General features: G+C 64.4%; 17 protein-coding genes and 3 tRNA genes. 17 read left to right on the forward strand and 3 right to left on the reverse strand.

The window, feature by feature from the left end:
• Positions 1 to 12 precede the first annotated feature (12 nt).
• The 9 genes from gspH (at position 13) to P8H27_RS14755 (ending at position 4765) form a co-directional block, all read left to right on the forward strand.
• On the forward strand, positions 13 to 567 hold the full coding sequence (gene gspH, locus P8H27_RS14715) for a type II secretion system minor pseudopilin GspH (protein WP_289638311.1): 555 nt from the start codon (positions 13 to 15) through the stop codon (positions 565 to 567).
• Positions 564 to 956, forward strand: coding sequence for a type II secretion system minor pseudopilin GspI (gspI, locus tag P8H27_RS14720; RefSeq protein WP_289638312.1), 393 nt, complete (start codon positions 564 to 566; stop codon positions 954 to 956). Before gspH ends, gspI begins: the two co-directional genes overlap by 4 nt.
• On the forward strand, positions 953 to 1630 hold the full coding sequence (gene gspJ / locus P8H27_RS14725; protein ID WP_289638313.1) for a type II secretion system minor pseudopilin GspJ: 678 nt from the start codon (positions 953 to 955) through the stop codon (positions 1628 to 1630). The genes gspI and gspJ overlap by 4 nt, the downstream gene beginning before the upstream one ends.
• Positions 1627 to 2592: a type II secretion system minor pseudopilin GspK gene (gene gspK / locus P8H27_RS14730; protein ID WP_289638314.1), complete on the forward strand. Its 966-nt coding sequence runs from the start codon at positions 1627 to 1629 to the stop codon at positions 2590 to 2592. The genes gspJ and gspK overlap by 4 nt, the downstream gene beginning before the upstream one ends.
• Positions 2589 to 3725: a type II secretion system protein GspL gene (gene gspL / locus P8H27_RS14735; RefSeq protein ID WP_289638315.1), complete on the forward strand. Its 1137-nt coding sequence runs from the start codon at positions 2589 to 2591 to the stop codon at positions 3723 to 3725. The genes gspK and gspL overlap by 4 nt, the downstream gene beginning before the upstream one ends.
• A complete protein-coding gene (locus tag P8H27_RS14740; protein WP_289638316.1) occupies positions 3722 to 4252 on the forward strand; it encodes a type II secretion system protein M in 531 nt (176 codons plus the stop codon). The genes gspL and P8H27_RS14740 overlap by 4 nt, the downstream gene beginning before the upstream one ends.
• Positions 4253 to 4401: 149 nt before the next feature.
• A tRNA-Val gene (locus P8H27_RS14745) sits at positions 4402 to 4477 on the forward strand.
• Between the two features lie 35 nt (positions 4478 to 4512).
• Positions 4513 to 4589 (forward strand) — tRNA-Asp (locus P8H27_RS14750).
• Between the two features lie 99 nt (positions 4590 to 4688).
• Positions 4689 to 4765 (forward strand) — tRNA-Asp (locus P8H27_RS14755).
• Between the two features lie 250 nt (positions 4766 to 5015).
• On the opposite strand, the gene P8H27_RS14760 is transcribed toward P8H27_RS14755, so the two are convergent.
• Positions 5016 to 6053, reverse strand: coding sequence for an AraC family transcriptional regulator (locus P8H27_RS14760; RefSeq protein WP_289638317.1), 1038 nt, complete (start codon positions 6051 to 6053; stop codon positions 5016 to 5018).
• Positions 6050 to 6994, reverse strand: coding sequence for a hydrolase (locus P8H27_RS14765; RefSeq protein WP_289638318.1), 945 nt, complete (start codon positions 6992 to 6994; stop codon positions 6050 to 6052). Before P8H27_RS14765 ends, P8H27_RS14760 begins: the two co-directional genes overlap by 4 nt.
• A 183-nt stretch (positions 6995 to 7177) precedes the next feature.
• Between P8H27_RS14765 and P8H27_RS14770 the strand changes: the two genes are divergently transcribed.
• From P8H27_RS14770 to P8H27_RS14790, 5 genes are all read left to right on the forward strand, one after another.
• The gene (locus P8H27_RS14770; protein WP_289638319.1) at positions 7178 to 9211 is read left to right on the forward strand and encodes an NADPH-dependent 2,4-dienoyl-CoA reductase; all 2034 of its coding nucleotides are present in this window, start codon (positions 7178 to 7180) and stop codon (positions 9209 to 9211) included.
• A 14-nt stretch (positions 9212 to 9225) separates the two neighbouring features.
• Positions 9226 to 9657, forward strand: a complete 432-nt coding sequence (locus P8H27_RS14775) for a nuclear transport factor 2 family protein (RefSeq protein WP_289638320.1) — start codon at positions 9226 to 9228, stop codon at positions 9655 to 9657.
• A 248-nt stretch (positions 9658 to 9905) separates the two neighbouring features.
• A complete protein-coding gene (locus tag P8H27_RS14780; RefSeq protein ID WP_289638403.1) occupies positions 9906 to 11276 on the forward strand; it encodes a chromosome partitioning protein ParA in 1371 nt (456 codons plus the stop codon).
• Positions 11277 to 11279: 3 nt separating this feature from the next.
• Positions 11280 to 12227, forward strand: a complete 948-nt coding sequence (locus P8H27_RS14785; protein WP_374761359.1) for a 1-aminocyclopropane-1-carboxylate deaminase/D-cysteine desulfhydrase — start codon at positions 11280 to 11282, stop codon at positions 12225 to 12227.
• A gap of 69 nt (positions 12228 to 12296) precedes the next feature.
• Positions 12297 to 13406, forward strand: a complete 1110-nt coding sequence (locus P8H27_RS14790; protein WP_289638321.1) for a cyclic nucleotide-binding domain-containing protein — start codon at positions 12297 to 12299, stop codon at positions 13404 to 13406.
• A 63-nt stretch (positions 13407 to 13469) separates the two neighbouring features.
• Here the strand turns inward: P8H27_RS14790 and P8H27_RS14795 are convergent, their stop codons facing one another.
• A complete protein-coding gene (locus P8H27_RS14795) occupies positions 13470 to 14429 on the reverse strand; it encodes a DUF1853 family protein (RefSeq protein ID WP_289638322.1) in 960 nt (319 codons plus the stop codon).
• Between the two features lie 143 nt (positions 14430 to 14572).
• Here P8H27_RS14795 and P8H27_RS14800 point away from each other — a divergent pair, with 143 nt between their 5' ends.
• The 3 genes from P8H27_RS14800 to P8H27_RS14810 are packed head-to-tail and all read left to right on the forward strand — an operon-like array spanning position 14573 to position 17289.
• On the forward strand, positions 14573 to 15463 hold the full coding sequence (locus P8H27_RS14800) for an NAD(+) kinase (protein WP_289638323.1): 891 nt from the start codon (positions 14573 to 14575) through the stop codon (positions 15461 to 15463).
• Complete coding sequence (locus tag P8H27_RS14805; RefSeq protein WP_289638324.1) at positions 15464 to 16438, forward strand: metallophosphoesterase; 975 nt, start codon at positions 15464 to 15466, stop codon at positions 16436 to 16438.
• Positions 16435 to 17289 (forward strand): rhomboid family intramembrane serine protease, encoded by an 855-nt coding sequence (locus P8H27_RS14810; protein WP_289638325.1) that lies wholly within the window; start codon positions 16435 to 16437, stop codon positions 17287 to 17289. Before P8H27_RS14805 ends, P8H27_RS14810 begins: the two co-directional genes overlap by 4 nt.
• Positions 17290 to 17292: the final 3 nt, after the last annotated feature.

Genomic DNA, 17292 nt, shown 5'->3' on the forward strand with positions numbered 1-17292 from the left:
CTGGACTGAGCCATGCTTGTCGGCCGCGGTGGCGCGTCCAGCCCGATCCGGGGGTTTACCCTGGTCGAGCTGCTGGTGGTTATCGTGATTATCGGCAGTCTGATTGGCCTGGCCGTACTCAGCACGGGAATCGCCGGCCCGGCTCGGGAGTTGCGCAACGAAGCCGAACGGCTGGCCGGATTGATCGGTGTGCTGGCCGAGGAAGCGGTGCTGGATAATCGCGAATACGGCTTGCTGTTGAATGCCGAAGGCTATCGGGTGTTGCGTTACGATCCGCTATCGGCACACTGGCAGGCTCTGGCTGACAAGCCGCATCGCTTGCCGGCCTGGGCCGAGTTACGTGTCGAGCTGGAAGGCGAGGCGCTGCAATTGCCGCAGCCGGCAGCCGAACCGCGCAGTGCGGCTAATCCCGTACCGCAACTGCTGCTGCTCTCCAGCGGCGAGCTCAGCCCCTTTCGCTTGTATCTGAGCGAGCGGCGCAAGGACGGCTTGCGCTTACTGTTGTCCAGCGATGGCTTCCGTTTGCCCAAGGTCGAGGTTGACGCTCAGGCGGGGCGGCCGGGATGAAGGCGTGCCGTGCTTTCACCCTGCTTGAGGTGCTGGTTGCCCTGGCAATCTTCGCCGTAGTCGCCGCCAGCGTACTGGCCGCCAGTGCGCGCAGCCTGCAAACCGCTGCCCGCCTGGAAGAGAAAACCTTGGCGATGTGGATTGCCGATAATCGCTTGAGCGAGTTGCAGTTGGCCGAGACCCCGGCCAGAGATGGGCGCGATCAGGGCGAGCTGGAGTTCGCCGGGCGGCGTTGGCAATGGCAGAGTGAAATCCAGGAGACCAGCGAGCCGAGCATGCGTCGGGTCACCCTGTGGGTGGCGCCGCGTCCGGAAAGAAACCGCCTGGGTGGCGACCTGCGCGAGCGCGCGGTCGTCAGCCTCAGCGGCTTTCTCGGGGATGGGCGATGAGACGCGCGCGTGGCTTCACCCTGCTCGAGCTGCTGATCGCCATTGCGCTGTTCGCCCTGCTCGGCTTGGCCGCCTACCGCATGCTCGACAGCGTGCTGCTGACCGACAGCAGCACGCGCGCCCACGAACAACAACTGCGTGAGCTGGTGCGCGCCATCGCCGTCTTCGAGCGCGACCTGCTGCAGGTCAGCGCGCGGCCGGTGCGCGATCCTTTTGGCGAGCTGCGTCCGGCCCTGCTTGGCGAGGAGGGCGATGGCGCCGGTGTGGAACTGAGCCACGCTGGTTGGCGTAATCCGCTCGGCCTGGCGCGCGCCAATGTGCAGCGGGTGCGTTGGCAACTGAGCGGCGAGCAATGGCAGCGTCGCTACTGGAATGTGCTCGACCAGGCACAGGACAGCCAGCCCCAGGTGCAGCAGGCGCTGAATGGGGTGCTAGGCATACGCCTGCGTTATCTGGATGGCGACGGCCGCTGGCAAAGCAGTTGGCCGCCGGCCGAAGCGAGTGGCGAATTACAGCTGACCGAGTTGCCGCAGGCGGTCGAACTGCTACTGGAGCATCGCCGCTATGGCGAGCTGCGGCGATTACTGCGTTTGCCCGATGCGCTGCCCAAGGAGACGGCGCAGGCGCCGGTGGCGGGACAGCCGCAAGCAACTGCTGAGGTGCTCGAACCATGAAGGCGCAACGAGGTGTGGCGCTGATCACCGTGATGCTGGTGGTGGCAGTGGTGACGGTAGTCTGTGCCGGGATTATCGCTCGTCAGCAATTGTCGATTCGCAGCAGCGCCAATCAGTTGCACGTACGCCAGGCCTGGCATTACGCCCTGGGTGGCGAGACCCTGGCCAAGGCGCTATTGCGGCGTGATCTGGAGCAAGGCAACCCGCGTGCGCCGGTGGATCATCTGGGTGAGCCTTGGGCGCGGCCGTTGGCGCCTTTCGCTCTGGACGAAGGCGGTGAGCTGCGGGTGCGTATCACCGATCCGAGCGGGCGCTTCAACCTCAACAGCCTGGTGCGCCAAAGTGCGCCTGATGACGCCGCCGTGGCGCAGTTTCGCCGCTTGCTCTTGGGCCTGCAGATCGATGCAGCCTATGCCGAGCGCCTGCTCGATTGGCTGGATGCCGATCAGGAGCCGAGCGGTGGCTTGGGTGCCGAGGATAATCAATACTTACTGGCAGCGCCGCCCTATCGTGCCGCCAACCGCGCACTGGTCGACGTGTCTGAACTGCGCCTGTTATTGGGGATGAGCGAGGCCGAATACCAGCGTCTGTTGCCGTTCGTCAGTGCCTTGCCGGCGGATGCGACCTTGAACGTCAACACCGCCAATGCTCGGGTGTTGGCGAGCCTGGCCGACGGGCTGTCGCTGAGTACGGCGCAGGGGCTGGTTGCCGCGCGGGCGAGCCAGGGTTATGCCGATGTAGCGAGTTTTCTTGCACGATTGCCCGGGTTGCAGGTGCGGAACCAGGCGTTGGCGGTCGGTAGCCAGTATTTTCAGGTGATCAGCGAGGTCAGTGTGGGTGATCGCCGTCAGGTTTTACGCAGCAGCTTGCAGCGCGCCAGCGATGGCAAATTGTATGTCCTAGCCCGTGATCTGGGGCAGAGCGGTGTGCCGCCTGCGCCTGCCGAGGAAGTCGAGCGATGAATCAGTGGTGTGTGTTTCTGCCGCCGGCGGCTTGTGCCGGCGCCTCTGCGGAGTTGCTGGTGCAACGGGTGCGCGAGGGTGGCAGCCAGTGTCTGCCGTTTGCCGAGGCGGTGGCCGGGGCGGGCGATGCCTGGACCCTGGTTCTGCCGGTCGAGGCGGTGACGGCTTGTGCCGTGCGTCTGCCGACGCAGAAGGCCCGCTGGTTGCGCCAGGCCTTGCCGTTCGCGGTGGAAGAGTTGCTCGCCGAGGACATCGAACAGTTGCATCTGGCCTTGGGTGCAAAGCTTGAGGACGGCCGTCATCGGGTGTTTGCCGTACGCCGCAGTTGGCTGGCGAGTTGGCTGGCGCTGTGCGAAACGCCGCCACGCACGATTGCCGTGGATGCCGATCTGCTGCCGCGGCAGGGCACCCAGCTGCTGCAACTGGAGTCGCGCTGGTTGCTCGGCGGCGAAGGGGTGGCACGCCTGGCGCTGAGGGGTGAGGATTGGCCGGCGCTGGCCGCCGCCTGCGCGCATCCGCATATCGCCTATCGAGCCGCCCGGCAGGCGGGGCTGCAGCCGGTGGATGAGACTGCCGACATCTTCGATGGTTATACCTGGCTGGCTGGCCAGACGAGCGAGAACAATTTGGCCCAGGGCGAATTTGCCCCGCACGACAGCGGCAGCCAATGGTTGCGCTGGCGTCCGCTGCTGGGGTTGGTTGGCCTGTGGCTGGTCTTGCAGTGGGGCTTCAATCTGGCCCAGGGCTGGCATTTGCAGAGCCGGGCCGAGGCCTACGCCGAGTCGAGCGCAGCGCTCTATCGAGAACTGTTCCCCGAAGACCGCAAGCTGGTCAATCTGCGTGCCCAGCTGGATCAGCACCTGGCCGCGGGCGGCGCCAGTGGCCAGGGGCGTCTGCTCGGCCTGCTTGTCCAGGTGAGCCAAGCGCTGACGCTCGAGGGCGCGCCGATCCAGGTGCAGCAGGTGGATTTCAGCGAGGTGCGCGGCGACTTGGCCATGCAGGTGCAGGCGCCCGGGTTTGCCGAACTGGAGCGCCTGCGTGAACGTCTGCAGGAGGCCGGCTTGGCGGTGCAACTGGGGTCGGCCAGCCGGGAGGGCGCTGGGGTCAGCGCACGTTTGGTGATCGGGGGATGAACATGGATCGTCTGGGCGAGTTGAGAAAGCCATTCGCGGTGCGCCTGCAAAGTTCCGCGGTGTTGCAGCGCTGGCGCGGTTTGGCGTCGCGCGAGCGGCGGGCATTGAGCCTGTTGGTGCTGGTGGTGTTGCTGGTGCTGGTGTATCTGCTGCTCTGGCAGCCGGCGCAACAGAGCGTTGCCGTGGCGCGCGACGCGTTCGAGCGGGAGCGCGCCCTGCATGCCTATATGCAGGCGCAGGCGCCCTTGGCACGCAGCATGGCAAGCAAACCGCAGGTCGGTCTGGATCCGGCGCGCCTGCAAGGCGTGGTCACCGCCAGCGCCGCCGAGCAGGGCCTGACGATCGAACGACTGGACAGCGATAGCGGCGGCACGCTGCAGGTCAATGTGCAGCCAGCGCCGTTCGCCCAGCTGTTGCGTTGGTTCGCCGCGCTGGAGCAGCAAGGCGTACAGATTAGCGAGGTCGGGCTGGATCGCCATGAGGATGCGCGAGTGGCGGCAAGATTGAGCCTGCGCGTGGCGTTTTAAGCTGGGCGATGCACGGTTGGAATCGGATTGGGCTAGGGCTTCTTGCTGCGGCTCGGCGGCGTGCCATTTTCTGCTGTTTCAGAAAAACTTTAAGCAGAGTATTGACTTAGGTAAGGCCCACAAGTAAATTGCGCGCCTCACAAAGCGAAGGGTGATTAGCTCAGCTGGGAGAGCATCTGCCTTACAAGCAGAGGGTCGGCGGTTCGATCCCGTCATCACCCACCACTCTTTGTGAATTCGGACGCAAGTCCGACCGACACGCAGCGGTAGTTCAGTCGGTTAGAATACCGGCCTGTCACGCCGGGGGTCGCGGGTTCGAGTCCCGTCCGCTGCGCCATATTTTCCATCTCGGGTTCGCCCGGCATGAGGCAGAAAGGCTGTAAAGTCGATTTGCCAGATGAAGCAAGAGTTCTTTGGACGCAAGTCCATCCGACACGCAGCGGTAGTTCAGTCGGTTAGAATACCGGCCTGTCACGCCGGGGGTCGCGGGTTCGAGTCCCGTCCGCTGCGCCATATAGGAAACCCTCAGGTAGCGATACCTGAGGGTTTTTTGTTGCCCGCGACAAATTGTCATCTTGTATTCATCTCTCCCCTTTAGCTTGATAGACACGTTGTCTCTATCAGCCAAAGCATCAAGCGGGAGGAATCACCAATGGATGACTATCAAGAAGAACTGCTCGAGTCCCGCGTCTTTGACCAGGACGACTGCGAGGCGGTTGAAGACGCTACCGAGCTTTGAAGCCCTGGCGCCTGCAGTAGGTCGTTATTCGGCCTGGCGTTGGGCGCGGCGGAACTCGCCCGGAGTCTGCCGGTTCCAGCGTTTGAAGGCGCGCTGGAAGGCCTCGGCGGAGGCGAAGCCGAGCAGGTAGGCGATTTCGCCGAAGGCCAACTCGGTGTCGCGGATATAGGCCATGGCCAGGTCGCGGCGGGTTTCGTTGAGGATGGCGCGGAACTGCGTGCCTTCCTCGGCCAGCTTGCGCCGTAGCGTCCAGCTCGGCAGCTGCAGGCGCGCGGCGACTTCCTGCAGGTCGGGCTCGCGACCGTGCAGCAAGGGCCCGAGCAGCTGGGTGATGCGCTCGCGCAGGCTGCGGGTGCGGGTCAGTTGTTCCAACTCCCGTTCACAGAGTTCCAGCAGCTGGCGCCAGGTGCTGGGGCAATGCTCGGGGTTGCGCAGGTTGAGCACGGCCTGATGCAGGCGCAACTGATTGTGCTCGGCAGCAAATTCCACGGGGCAGTCGAACCGTTCGCTGTACTGCGCGCTGTAGCTGGGCGCGGGAAATTCGATCTGGATTTTTTCCACGCTCAGGCGCTGATTGGCCAGATTGCCCAGTTGCTGCGCCCAGCCGGCCAGTACCGAGTCGATGACGAAGCGGTTGTAGGCGTTGTACGGGCTGATCGAGTAAAAGCGTAGCCAGGCTCCCTGGGCGTCTTCGTGCAGGCTGGATTGGCCGCGATAATTGGACGCATACAGTGGTTCGAAGCGGATCAGCGCGCGGGCGGCTTCACGCACGGTCGGCGCCTGGGCCGCGGTGACGCCGGCCAGGCCGGCCTGGCTGAGGCGGCTCAAACGCCCCATCAGCAGGCCGAGGCCGGGTTCGCCGGTCAGTTGAATCGCCGCGTGACCCAGGCGCATGTAGCGTGGAATCGACAGGCGTGCTCGGGGTTCGGCCAGCCGGGCTGGATCTAGGCCATAGCTCTCGAGCAGGGGCTGGGGGTCTTGCCCGAGCTGGCGCACGGCATCGTCCAGACTGTGGACGAAGCCGACCGAGAGGTCGCCGAGGCGAACCCGTTGTGGTTTCACTCGGCGCCTATCCAGATGTTCAGTAGATGGCTACCTGGCGCCGCACTGGCTTGTTCGACCTCACGGGGAATCAGCAGGATGTCCCGCGAGGCGCCGCCAATCGGCCAGTCCAGCTTGCCGCGCAGGAACAGCGGCGGGCTGCTACGGCGGCCGTCAATCAGGGATACAGTGCTCTGCGGGTAGCCGGGGCGCCAGTCGCGCTCGACCTGGAAATCCAGGGCGCCGACGCTGAGGCGTTGCGCCGGGCCGGCATCGGCTCGCCACGGCCAGGGCTCAAGATGCGGGCTGCCCTGAATCTTGCCCTGCGGGGAAAACACCAGGCTGAGGTTGCGCAGCGGGCCTGCACCGCTGTGCAGGCGGCCGTCTTCCACGCGCGGCTCGGGCAGCAGGATCGAACCCGCCAGCAGGGTGACGCGGTACTCGCGGGCGAGCCCGGCGAACAGTTGCTGGTAATCCTCGGCCATCTGCCCGGCCTTCATCCGCAGCAGGGCTTCGTCCAGGCGTTCGGCATCCAGATTCAGCAGCAGCGCCTCGATGGCCAGCAGCGGGTTGCCGAGCAGCAGCCAGTCGCGTACTTCCCGGCGGCTGCGGGCCTGATAGAACTCGACTTTCTCGCCACGCGCCAGCAGCCAGGTGCCGATATGTTCGGGCAGCGCCACCAGGGTGTTCGGGCCGAGCAGGCCGGCATTGCGGGCGTTATCCAGTGCGGCAGCCAGTTTCAGGCGCAGGTGGGCCGGGCTCTGGTAATCCATGGGGTAGAGTTGCGGGCGGATCAATAGCAGGTTGCCGCGTGCCTGCACCGGGGCCGGTTCGCTGCTGATCGAGCTGCGCAGGTCGGACAGGTAATGGGCGGCCGGGCGCCGTTCGGCCCAGATCAGCAATGCCAACAGGCAGGCGCCGACAATCAGGGCGACGAGAAATATCGAGAGTTTACGGGTCATGGCTACAGGGTAGGTCGATGAGTGGCCGCCTGCCAAGTGGTGGAGTTAATTTCGATCATCATTTTGTAATTTTGGGTCATTGAGGCGTCGGGGCCGGCTCTTTATTGTCTAGTCCATACCGACCGCGGTCCAGTTGAGACCACGGCATTCCGTGAAATGCACAGGCTCGATGTGGAGACTTCCATGACTGCTCGTTATCCCAATTTGCTGGCCCCGCTGGATCTGGGCTTCACCACCCTGAAGAACCGCACCCTGATGGGTTCGATGCACACCGGCCTGGAAGAGAAGCCGGGCGGCTTCGAGCGCATGGCGGCCTATTTCGCCGAGCGTGCCCGTGGCGGCGTCGGCCTGATGGTGACCGGCGGCATCGGCCCGAACGAGGAGGGCGGTGTCTATTCCGGCGCGGCCAAGCTGACCACCGAGGAAGAAGCGCAAAAGCACAAGATCGTCACCCAGGCGGTGCACGAGGCGGACGGCAAGATCTGCATGCAGATTCTGCATGCCGGGCGTTATGCCTACAGCCCCAAGTCGGTCGCGCCGAGCGCCATCCAGGCGCCGATCAACCCGTTCAAGCCCAAAGAGTTGGACGAGGACGGCATCGAGAAGCAGATCCAGGACTTCATCAATTGCTCGCTACTGGCCCAGCAGGCCGAGTACGACGGCGTCGAGATCATGGGCTCGGAAGGTTACTTCATCAACCAGTTCCTCGCCGCCCACACCAACCACCGCACCGACCGCTGGGGCGGCAGCTACGAGAACCGCATGCGCCTGCCGGTGGAGATCGTCCGCCGCGTGCGCGAGGCGGTGGGGCCGAACTTCATCATCATCTACCGCCTGTCGATGCTCGATCTGGTCGCGGGTGGCAGCAGCTGGGACGAGATCGTCCTGCTGGCCAAGGCCATCGAGGCGGCCGGCGCGACCCTGATCAATACCGGCATCGGTTGGCACGAGGCGCGCATTCCGACCATCGCCACCAAGGTGCCGCGTGCGGCCTTCACCAAGGTCACCGCCAAACTGCGTGGCGAGGTGAAGATTCCGCTGATCACCACGAACCGCATCAACACCCCGGAAGTGGCCGAGCAGGTGCTGGCCGAGGGCGACGCCGACATGGTTTCCATGGCCCGTCCGTTCCTCGCCGATCCGGACTTCGTCAACAAGGCTGCCGCCGGTCGGGCGGACGAGATCAACACCTGCATTGGCTGCAATCAGGCCTGCCTGGATCACACCTTCAGCGGCAAGCTGACCAGCTGCCTGGTCAACCCGCGCGCCTGTCACGAGACCGAGCTCAATTACATCCCGGTCACCCAGGTGAAGAAAATTGCCGTGGTTGGCGCCGGCCCGGCCGGCCTGGCCGCCGCCACCGTGGCCGCCGAGCGCGGTCACAGCGTGACCCTGTTCGACGCAGGCAATGAGATCGGCGGTCAGTTCAATGTGGCCAAACAGGTGCCCGGCAAAGAAGAGTTTTTCGAGACCCTGCGCTATTTCAAGCGCAAGCTGGAAACCAGCGGTGTGGAGCTGCACCTGAATACCCGGGTCAGTGCTGCCGAACTGGCCGAGGGCGGCTTCGCCGAGGTCATCCTGGCCACCGGCATCGCGCCGCGCACGCCGGCGATTGCCGGGGTGGATCACCCCAAGGTGATCGGCTACCTGGATGCCATCCTCGCGCGCAAGCCGGTTGGCCAACAGGTCGCCGTGATCGGGGCCGGCGGCATCGGCTTCGATGTTTCCGAGTTCATCACCCATCAGGGGCAGGCCAGCAGCCTCGACCGCGAGGCATTCTGGCGCGAGTGGGGCATCGACGCCGCGCTCGAGGCCCGTGGCGGAGTCGCTGGAATCCAGGCCGAAGTGCAGGCCCCGGCACGCCAGGTGTTTCTGCTGCAGCGCAAGAAGTCCAAGGTCGGCGACGGCCTGGGCAAGACCACCGGCTGGATTCACCGCGCCGGACTGAAGAACAAGAACGTGCAGATGCTCAATTCGGTCGAATACCTCAAGGTCGACGACGAGGGGCTGCACATCCGTATTGGCGAGGGTGAACCGCAGGTGCTGGCGGTGGATACCGTGATCCTGTGCGCCGGTCAGGATCCGCTACGCGAGTTGCAGGACGAACTGGTTGCGAGCGGACAAAAAGTGCACCTGATCGGCGGTGCCGATGTGGCTAGCGAGCTGGACGCCAAGCGGGCGATCGATCAAGGCTCGCGGCTGGCTGCGCAGCTATGACGGGGGCGTCGAGCATGACTGCAGCGCTGGCCGTGCAGCCGGCGGTGGCCGCGGCACTGCATAAATGGCATGCAATGATTGCGGCCGGTGACCTGAGCGCCTTGCCGGCGCTGCTGCATCCGCAGGCAGTGTTCCGCTCGCCGATGGCCTTCAAACCCTATTCGGGGGCGCCGTTGGTGACACTGATTCTCAACACTGTGTCTCAGGTGTTCGAGAGTTTCGCCTACCATCGCGAATTGGCCAGTGCCGACGGTCTGAGCTTGGTGCTGGAGTTCTCTGCCAGCGTGGGTGAGCGCGAGCTGAAGGGGATCGACATGATTCGTTTCGACGACGCCGGCAAGATCGTCGAGTTCGAGGTGATGATCCGGCCCATGAGCGGACTGCAGGCGTTGGGCGAGGAAATGGCCAAGCGTCTGGCGCCATTGCTCTCTGCAACCAAAAGCTGATCGTTGCACCGAGCCCGTCACAGTTTCACCCTGCCGCTTGTCCGTTCGGATCCGGCGCCAGGGTGGCTGCCAACCCTGTCACATTGCTGGCGTTGGTTTTTACCCTAGACTTGCTTGAACGATGGCTGGCGACTGCGTTGCAGGTTTCGCCGTGCCTGTCAGAATGGTGGCCGGCGCGTTGAGACACCTGATGTTCTTCAGCGAGCCGTAGCGCTTGAGCGGATTTCACCGTGTCTAGAGGGAAACCGATGAGCATGCAGAACAAGCCGCAGATGGTTGAGGCCGTGATGTTCTTCAGTGAGCGCGGTGGCATCTGCAAACAGATGTTCTTTGCCGAGTTCGAGGCCTTGCTCGACGGCGTGGTGAATATGCCGGAATTCGCCGACCAGCAGATGCGTATTGCCTATGTGGCGATCAATCCGCGTCTGTTGATCCGGGCGGCGGTGTTCTTCTATCTGGACTTCGACGAGAAAGGCGCTCCGGACTCGGGCTGGAATATCCCTCTGCAACACCTGTCCGAGCGCGCCGGGCGGGGCCCCGATCTCGGCGCCGGGCCGATTCGGCTGGCCTGTCGCAGCCAGTGCCCGGTGTCCTGGCACCAGATGCACCTGTGGGATCCGAGCCTGGCACCAGGGCAGAATGATTTGCTGTTGCTGCGGGATGCCGTCAAACGCAACAGCTTGGGCTTGCTGGTTGAGGATGACAGCGTCCAGGCGATTGCTCCCGAGCGTTTGCACATGGCATCGGAAGACAAGTGGTATGCGCCCGATGCGGCCAGCGAGGTGGCCGATAAAGTCGCCGAGACGATGAATCAGGAGCATCGTCTGAAGACCGCACAGCTGATCAAGCAGCAGCGTTTGCGCATCAGCAGCCTGAGCCAGCAACACGAAGAGGAAGTGGCCAAACTCAAGCTGGCCAATGAAGAGCAGGGCAAGAGCCTGCAGGTGCAGGCCCGCGAGCTGCATCGGGCGTTGCGCCAACAACAGGAATTGAACGCCAGTCTCAAGGCGCAATTGGCCGCTCAGGCGGCCAGTATGCAGTCGTTGCGCGAGGAAATGACCGAGCAGGTGCGCGATTCTGAGTGCCACGACCGAAGCGAAAGCGAGATTCTGCGGGTTCAGTTCGAGAGTGAGCTGCAAACCAAAATCGCCTCGGCGGTGGCCGAGTACAAGGAGCAAGTCGCCATTCGCGATGTCGAACTCGCCTACCGCAATGAGCAGGGCGCGCAGGCGCAGCAGGAAGTCGAGCGGCTCAAGCGTGAGCGCGACGAACTGGTCGGTCAGGGCGGCGAGCAGATTCTCGAGCGGTTGGCCACGCTTGGCGTGGTCTTCGTGGTCTATCACCCTGGCGCCGGGCACTTGACCATTCCCTTGCAGGACATCGGCAGCTATCGGGACAACCCTGTGGCCTATGCGGCGGCCAAGTGCTTCGTCTCCGAAGCGCAGTATCGACAGTGGCTGGCGCACTATCAACAACCCAATTGCGAGGCGACCCTGCCCAGTGGACAACGCTGCGCCATCCCGATCGACCGTGTCGATACCCCGAGCCGCTTCACCGTCGGCGACTCCAACTGCTGCGAGCGGCACAAGGCCGGTAGCCGCTTGCGCACAGTCGGCTAAGTCTTGCCGCTGGTTGAGCCCAACTGGGCGCCCAAGGCGCCGCTCGAACCCTTGCATCTGCAGTGGCTGGCGGCGGCCGGCATCGAGTTGGCGGTGTTGCGTCTGGATCTGATCGATCCGCTGATCAGCGGCAACAAGTGGTTCAAGCTGGCGCCCTACCTGCAAGCGGCCTGCGCGGTTGCTGCCGAGGGGCTGATCAGCCTCGGCGGGGCCCATTCCAATCACCTGCATGCGCTGGCCGCCGCGGGCAAACGCTTCGACTTTCCCACGGTGGCTTTGCTCCGCGGCACGCCGCAGGACACGCCGACCGTGCGCGATCTGCAGCGCTTCGGCATGCAGCTGCACTGGCTCGGTTATGGCGGCTATCGTGCCCGCCATCAGCCGGGTTTCTGGGATCCCTGGCGTGAGCGTTACCGCACCCTGCATCCGGTGCCCGAGGGCGGCGGTGGGCTGCCGGGAGCCATGGGTTGTAGCGGCTTGGTGAACCAGGTACGGGAGCAGCTGAGCGTGCTCGGTTGGGCGGATTATCACGGCTGGTGGCTGGCGGCGGGTACGGGAACCACCCTGGCGGGCCTGGTGCTGGGCGAGGCCGGTGCTCATCCGGTCTACGGCGCCGTGGCGGTGCCTGCCGATCATGGCGTGGCGCAAAACGTGCGGGCGCTTCTCGACGAGGCGCGGGCCGCGGAGGGCGGCTATCAGTTGCTCGACGCCAGCCGCGGCGGGTTTGCCAGGGTCGATGCGGCGCTGCTGGCGTTTCTTCGGGCCAGCGAAGCGGCCAGCGGGCTGGCGTTGGAGCCGCTGTATACCGCCAAGGCGCTAATGGCGTTGCGTCAGCACGTCGAGGCCGGTTACTTTGCGCGTGGCAGCCGCCTGGTGTTCGTGCATACCGGCGGCCTGCAGGGCCGTGCCGCGGCGTTGCGCCAGCATGCGGCGGAGCATGCCAGGCGATGAAAACACGCCCGCGATGGCGTTGGTTCTTTGCGCAACCTCTGAGTCTTGACCGGCGGAGCCTGGATACCCATGAGTGACCCCCTGAATCCCGAGCAGTTGCGCAGTTTTACCCCGCTCAATGTGCTGTCCGAGCACCAGTGGCGGGAATTGCGCCATCAGCTGGTACCGCAGCCGCTGCTGGCCGGGCAGCTCCTCTTTCGTCAGGGCGATCAGGCGGGGCTGACCTACTACCTGCTCGCGGGAGAGTTGCTGCTGCAGACGGCCGATGGCCGGCAACAGCGTCTGCTCGCCGGCAGTGAGGCCAGTTGCTATCCGCTGTCGCCCAGTTTGCCGCGTTTGCATGAAGCGCGTGCCGCGAGCGATGCCAGCCTGCTGGTCGTCGACACGGCCACGCTCAACCGGCTATTGACCTGGCGCCTGGCCTATCAGGATTTGCTCCTCGAACTTGGCCAGAACCATGCCGATGTGGCGTGGCTGGAGCGTCTGCTGGAGAATCCGGTATTCGCCAAGGTGCCGCCGAGCAATGTGCGCGTCATGCTCGAGCGTCTGCAGCGCATCGAGCTGGCGGCGGGCACCACCCTGTTGCGTGAAGGGGAGCCTGGCGATTGCTGTTACTTCCTCGAAAGCGGTCGTGCCGAAGTGATTCGCGGTGCCGCTAGCGAGCAGCAGGTGTTGGCCGAGCTGGAGGTGGGTGCCTGTTTCGGTGAAGAAGCCTTGCTCGCCGACCGCCCGCGCAATGCCACTGTGACCCTGCTGGAGAATGGCGTGGTGTTGCGCCTCGATCGTCAGGACTTTTTCTCTTTGCTCAAGGCGCCCGTGGTCGACGAAGTCTCGCTGGGCGAAGCGGCACGCCTGCTGGCGGCCGGCGCACAGTGGCTGGACGTGCGCCTGCAGGAGGAGTACGAGCAGGCCCATGCCTTGGAGTCCCTGCATATGCCATTGCAGCTACTGCGCCTGAAGGCGCGGTTGTTGGATAAGGCGCGTACCTATCTGTGTTATTGCGACAGTGGCAAACGCAGCGCCAGCGCGGTGTTCTTGCTTACACAGCTGGGTTTCAGTGCCTACGCGTTGCGCGACGGCGTGGACGTGTTGCCGGCGCTGCAGCGCGATGCTCTGCTGTGCGAAAGCGGCTCGGGTTATCTGGCGCGATCCGGTGGGCGTACCGAGCGCAGCCGCTAATCAGGATCGGCGCGGGACGCCGCCGGCAACCTGGCTCGGCGGATGGCCCTGTGCCCTCGCGGGCTATTTTTCAGCGGCGTCGGGCATTGCTGACGGCCAGTCATCGCTGACCAGAAACACCCGCTCCACCTCCTGCCAGTCGCCCTGCGGGCTGTGTTGCAGCCGCACCAGTAATTGCGCCTTGGCCTGCGGCTGCAGGGCGTGCAACCAATCTTGCAGTGTTTCGCTGGGCCACAGCTCGTCACGGCCAACTCGCGCCGGCGCCAGCCAGGCCGCGCGTGGTAAAGGTTGCCAGCGGCCGTCGGTGCGCTGTGCGGCGAAACCAGGCCAGTCGCGCCGGTGCAGCCAGCGGCCAGTCAAGTGTTGCGGGTTGGCGCCCGGAGGTGGCACGCAAGGTTGCGGCCAGGGGTAGAACAGGTAACCGCCGAGCCAGAGTGCCGCCTGCGCCGTGCACAGCTCCAGTTCGGCCAGCGCCGGGCGTGCTTCGCCGCGTGCCGACATGGGTAACTGGTGCTGACTGAGATGGTCGAGCTTGATATCCAGGCGATCATGGCAGCCCGGGCCGATCCAGTGGGCGAGCTCGGCGCCGCTTTGCCGTTGCGGGCCGAGATAGAGCTTGATCGCCAGCTCCAGATGGTGCACGCCTTCCTCGTCGCGCAGCAACAAGTCGAGTTCGCCGAGGGTTCGTCCGTTCTGCCGGATCGGCAGGTTGGCCGCCAGCAGTTCGATGCCGGGGGCGGCATGCAGGGCGAATTGCCAGAGGCGTTCGTAATACAGACCCAGGCGCCGCACCGAACTCTGCGCCAGCCAATTCAGCAAACTGCCGGGGTCGCGGTCGAGGCGGATCAGCCAGTCGGCCAGGGTGTCGGGCGCACGGCTCCATGAGCTGACGCTGAGCGGGTGGCGTTGCGGCCACGGCATTGCGCTGAGCAGTGGCGGTGACAGCAGCACCCAGGCCAGATCCCGCACCACGGGTTGGCGCAATTGTTGCGGCAGGTCGGTCAGCGAGGCGAGCGGTGTCATAACCCGAGCATAGCGCCAAATCCTTGCTTGGCGGCGGTTAAGCGGTGCGCTCGTGCGGCCGCTGGGCAGGGCGCGCGTTTGCCGCTGCCTGTGGCTTTCGCCCATAATCGGACTTCTCTAGATCCAGAGCTTGCGGGAGCACCATGGAGCAATTTCGTAATATCGGCATCATCGGCCGTCTGGGTAGCACCCAGGTGCTGGATACCATCCGCCGGCTGAAGCGGTTTCTGATTGACCGTCACCTGCATGTGATTCTCGAAGACACCATCGCCGAAGTACTGCCAGGCCATGGCTTGCAAACTTCCTCGCGGAAGATTCTCGGCGAGGTCTGTGACCTGGTGATTGTCGTCGGCGGCGACGGCAGCATGCTCGGCGCGGCCCGTGCACTGGCGCGGCACAAGGTGCCGGTGCTGGGGGTCAACCGCGGCAGCCTGGGCTTTCTTACCGATATCCGCCCGGATGAGCTGGAGCTCAAGGTGGCCCAGGTGCTGGAAGGCAACTACCTGACCGAGAACCGCTTCCTGTTGGAGGCCGAGGTACGCCGGCATGGCGAAGCGATCGGTCAGGGCGATGCGCTCAACGATGTGGTGCTGCACCCGGGCAAGTCGACGCGGATGATCGAATTCGAGTTGTACATCGATGGCCAGTTCGTCTGCAGCCAGAAGGCCGACGGCCTGATCGTCGCCACGCCGACCGGCTCCACGGCCTATGCCTTGTCTGCCGGCGGGCCGATCATGCACCCCAAGCTGGACGCCATGGTCATCGTGCCGATGTATCCGCATACGCTGTCCAGCCGGCCCATCGTGGTGGATGGCAACAGCGAGCTGAAGATCGTCGTGTCCAAAGACCTGCAGATTTACCCGCAGGTTTCCTGCGATGGCCAGAATCACTTCACCTGCGCGCCGGGCGATACCATCACCGTGGGCAAGAAACCGCAGAAGCTCTGTCTGATCCATCCACTCGATCACAACTACTACGAGGTCTGCCGCAACAAGCTGGGTTGGGGCAGTCGGCTCGGGGGCGGAGGGGACTGAATGCACCTCGATCCCACGCGTGGCTATGACCTGATCGGCGATATTCACGGTTGTGCACTGACCCTTGAGCGCTTGCTCGAAACCCTCGGCTATCGGCGTCAAGCTGGGGTCTGGCGGCATCCGCAGCGGATGGCGATTTTTCTCGGCGACCTGGTCGACCGCGGTCCGCGTATCCGTGAAGCCTTGCATCTGGTCTATGACATGGTTCAGGCCGGCGCGGCGCTGTGCATCATGGGCAATCACGAGTTCAATGCCCTCGGTTGGAGCACCCTGGCCGCGCCCGGCAGCGCCCAACATTATGTCCGCGAGCACACCCCGCGACATGCGCGGCTGATCAAGGAGACCCTGGAGCAGTTCGAGGCCTATCCCGCGGAATGGTCCGAGTTTCTCGCCTGGTTCTATGAGCTGCCGCTGTTTATCGATGCGGGGCATTTTCGCGTGGTGCATGCCTGCTGGGACGCCGGCCTGATCGAACCGCTGCGTGCCCAGTTCGCCGACGCTTGTATCGACGAGCACTTCCTCCAGGCTTCGGCCGTGCGTGGCAGCTTCGCCAATACCGCGCTGGACCGTTTGCTGCGCGGCACCGACATGCGCCTGCCGCATGGTTTGACCTTGACCAGTGGCGAGGGTTTTCCCCGTGCACATTTCCGCACCAAATTCTGGGAGGAAGACCCGCAGACTTATGGCGATATCGTCTTTCAGCCCGATGCCTTGCCGGAGCTGGCCGCACAAACGCCGCTGACCGAGTTGCAAAAGAACGAGCTGCTGCGCTATGGCGCCGATCAACCATTACTGTTCGTCGGCCACTATTGGCGCAGCGGCAAGCCGACGCCGATCCGTCCCAACTTGGCGTGTCTGGATTACAGCGCGGTGATGTACGGCAAATTGGTGGCCTATCGTCTGGATCAGGAGACGCGTCTGGATCCGCACAAGTTCGTCTGGGTCGAAGTGCAACGGCCGGAGGCTCCGCGATGAGCCCGGTTGCTGTTTTGCGGCTGCCGATCCAGACCGATCTCAGTGGTTTTATCGTCTTGCTGCAGCGCTTGCAGGTGCCGCACCGGGTTTCCGAGGAAGCTGGCGAACAGGTGCTGTGGGTGCCGGCCGAGTTGGCCGAGCGGGTGCGCGATCTGCATCTGCGCTACCCGCAGGGCGATGCGGCGCTGCAGGCGCCTGCGTCGGCGCAGGCCACGGCGGGGTTTGCCCGGCAGTTGCGCGAAAGTCCGCTGACGGCCGGCATGCTCGGGCTGACCCTGCTGGTGGCCATGCTGACCGCGCTGGGCGACAACTTCGCGGCGATCCGCTGGTTGAGCTTCGTCGATTTCCGCATTCAGGGCGATTACATCTATTTCAGTTACCTGGCCGAAATGCTCGAAACGCGGCAGTGGTGGCGCCTGGTCACGCCGATGTTGATTCATTTCGGCCTGCTGCACCTGGCGATGAACGCGCTCTGGTACTGGGTGCTGGGGCGGCGCGTCGAGGCGCGCCAGGGGGCATGGATGCTGCTTGGGCTGACGCTGCTGTTCAGCCTGGCATCCAACCTTGCCCAGTACAGTTTTTCCGGGCCTGCCTTGTTTGGCGGCTTGTCCGGCGTGCTCTACGGGCTGCTGGGGCATTGCTGGCTGTTTCAGCGCCTGGCGCCCAATGCCGAGTATCGCTTGCCGCAGGGCGTGCTGGTGATGATGTTGGCCTGGCTGCTGATCTGCATGACCGGTATCTTCGAGCTGCTGCAGTTCGGTGCGATTGCCAATGCCGCCCATGTCGGCGGGTTGCTCGCCGGTTGTCTCACCGGCCTGCTGGGCGGCGCCTTGGCACGCCGGCGCAGCTGACAG

The sequence above is a fragment of the Pseudomonas sp. sp1636 genome, from assembly GCF_030376615.1.
Taxonomy (GTDB): domain Bacteria; phylum Pseudomonadota; class Gammaproteobacteria; order Pseudomonadales; family Pseudomonadaceae; genus Aquipseudomonas.

Coding starts and splice junctions, on each gene's coding strand:
- P8H27_RS14740 (WP_289638316.1), top strand. CDS start 3,722: ATGAACATGGATCGTCTGGGCGAGTTGAGAAAGCCATTCGCGGTGCGC.
- P8H27_RS14805 (WP_289638324.1), top strand. CDS start 15,464: ATGCACCTCGATCCCACGCGTGGCTATGACCTGATCGGCGATATTCAC.
- P8H27_RS14810 (WP_289638325.1), top strand. CDS start 16,435: ATGAGCCCGGTTGCTGTTTTGCGGCTGCCGATCCAGACCGATCTCAGT.
- gspJ (WP_289638313.1), top strand. CDS start 953: ATGAGACGCGCGCGTGGCTTCACCCTGCTCGAGCTGCTGATCGCCATT.
- gspH (WP_289638311.1), top strand. CDS start 13: ATGCTTGTCGGCCGCGGTGGCGCGTCCAGCCCGATCCGGGGGTTTACC.
- P8H27_RS14780 (WP_289638403.1), top strand. CDS start 9,906: ATGAGCATGCAGAACAAGCCGCAGATGGTTGAGGCCGTGATGTTCTTC.
- gspL (WP_289638315.1), top strand. CDS start 2,589: ATGAATCAGTGGTGTGTGTTTCTGCCGCCGGCGGCTTGTGCCGGCGCC.
- gspK (WP_289638314.1), top strand. CDS start 1,627: ATGAAGGCGCAACGAGGTGTGGCGCTGATCACCGTGATGCTGGTGGTG.
- gspI (WP_289638312.1), top strand. CDS start 564: ATGAAGGCGTGCCGTGCTTTCACCCTGCTTGAGGTGCTGGTTGCCCTG.
- P8H27_RS14770 (WP_289638319.1), top strand. CDS start 7,178: ATGACTGCTCGTTATCCCAATTTGCTGGCCCCGCTGGATCTGGGCTTC.
- P8H27_RS14800 (WP_289638323.1), top strand. CDS start 14,573: ATGGAGCAATTTCGTAATATCGGCATCATCGGCCGTCTGGGTAGCACC.
- P8H27_RS14765 (WP_289638318.1), bottom strand. CDS start 6,994: ATGACCCGTAAACTCTCGATATTTCTCGTCGCCCTGATTGTCGGCGCC.
- P8H27_RS14775 (WP_289638320.1), top strand. CDS start 9,226: ATGACTGCAGCGCTGGCCGTGCAGCCGGCGGTGGCCGCGGCACTGCAT.
- P8H27_RS14790 (WP_289638321.1), top strand. CDS start 12,297: ATGAGTGACCCCCTGAATCCCGAGCAGTTGCGCAGTTTTACCCCGCTC.
- P8H27_RS14795 (WP_289638322.1), bottom strand. CDS start 14,429: ATGACACCGCTCGCCTCGCTGACCGACCTGCCGCAACAATTGCGCCAA.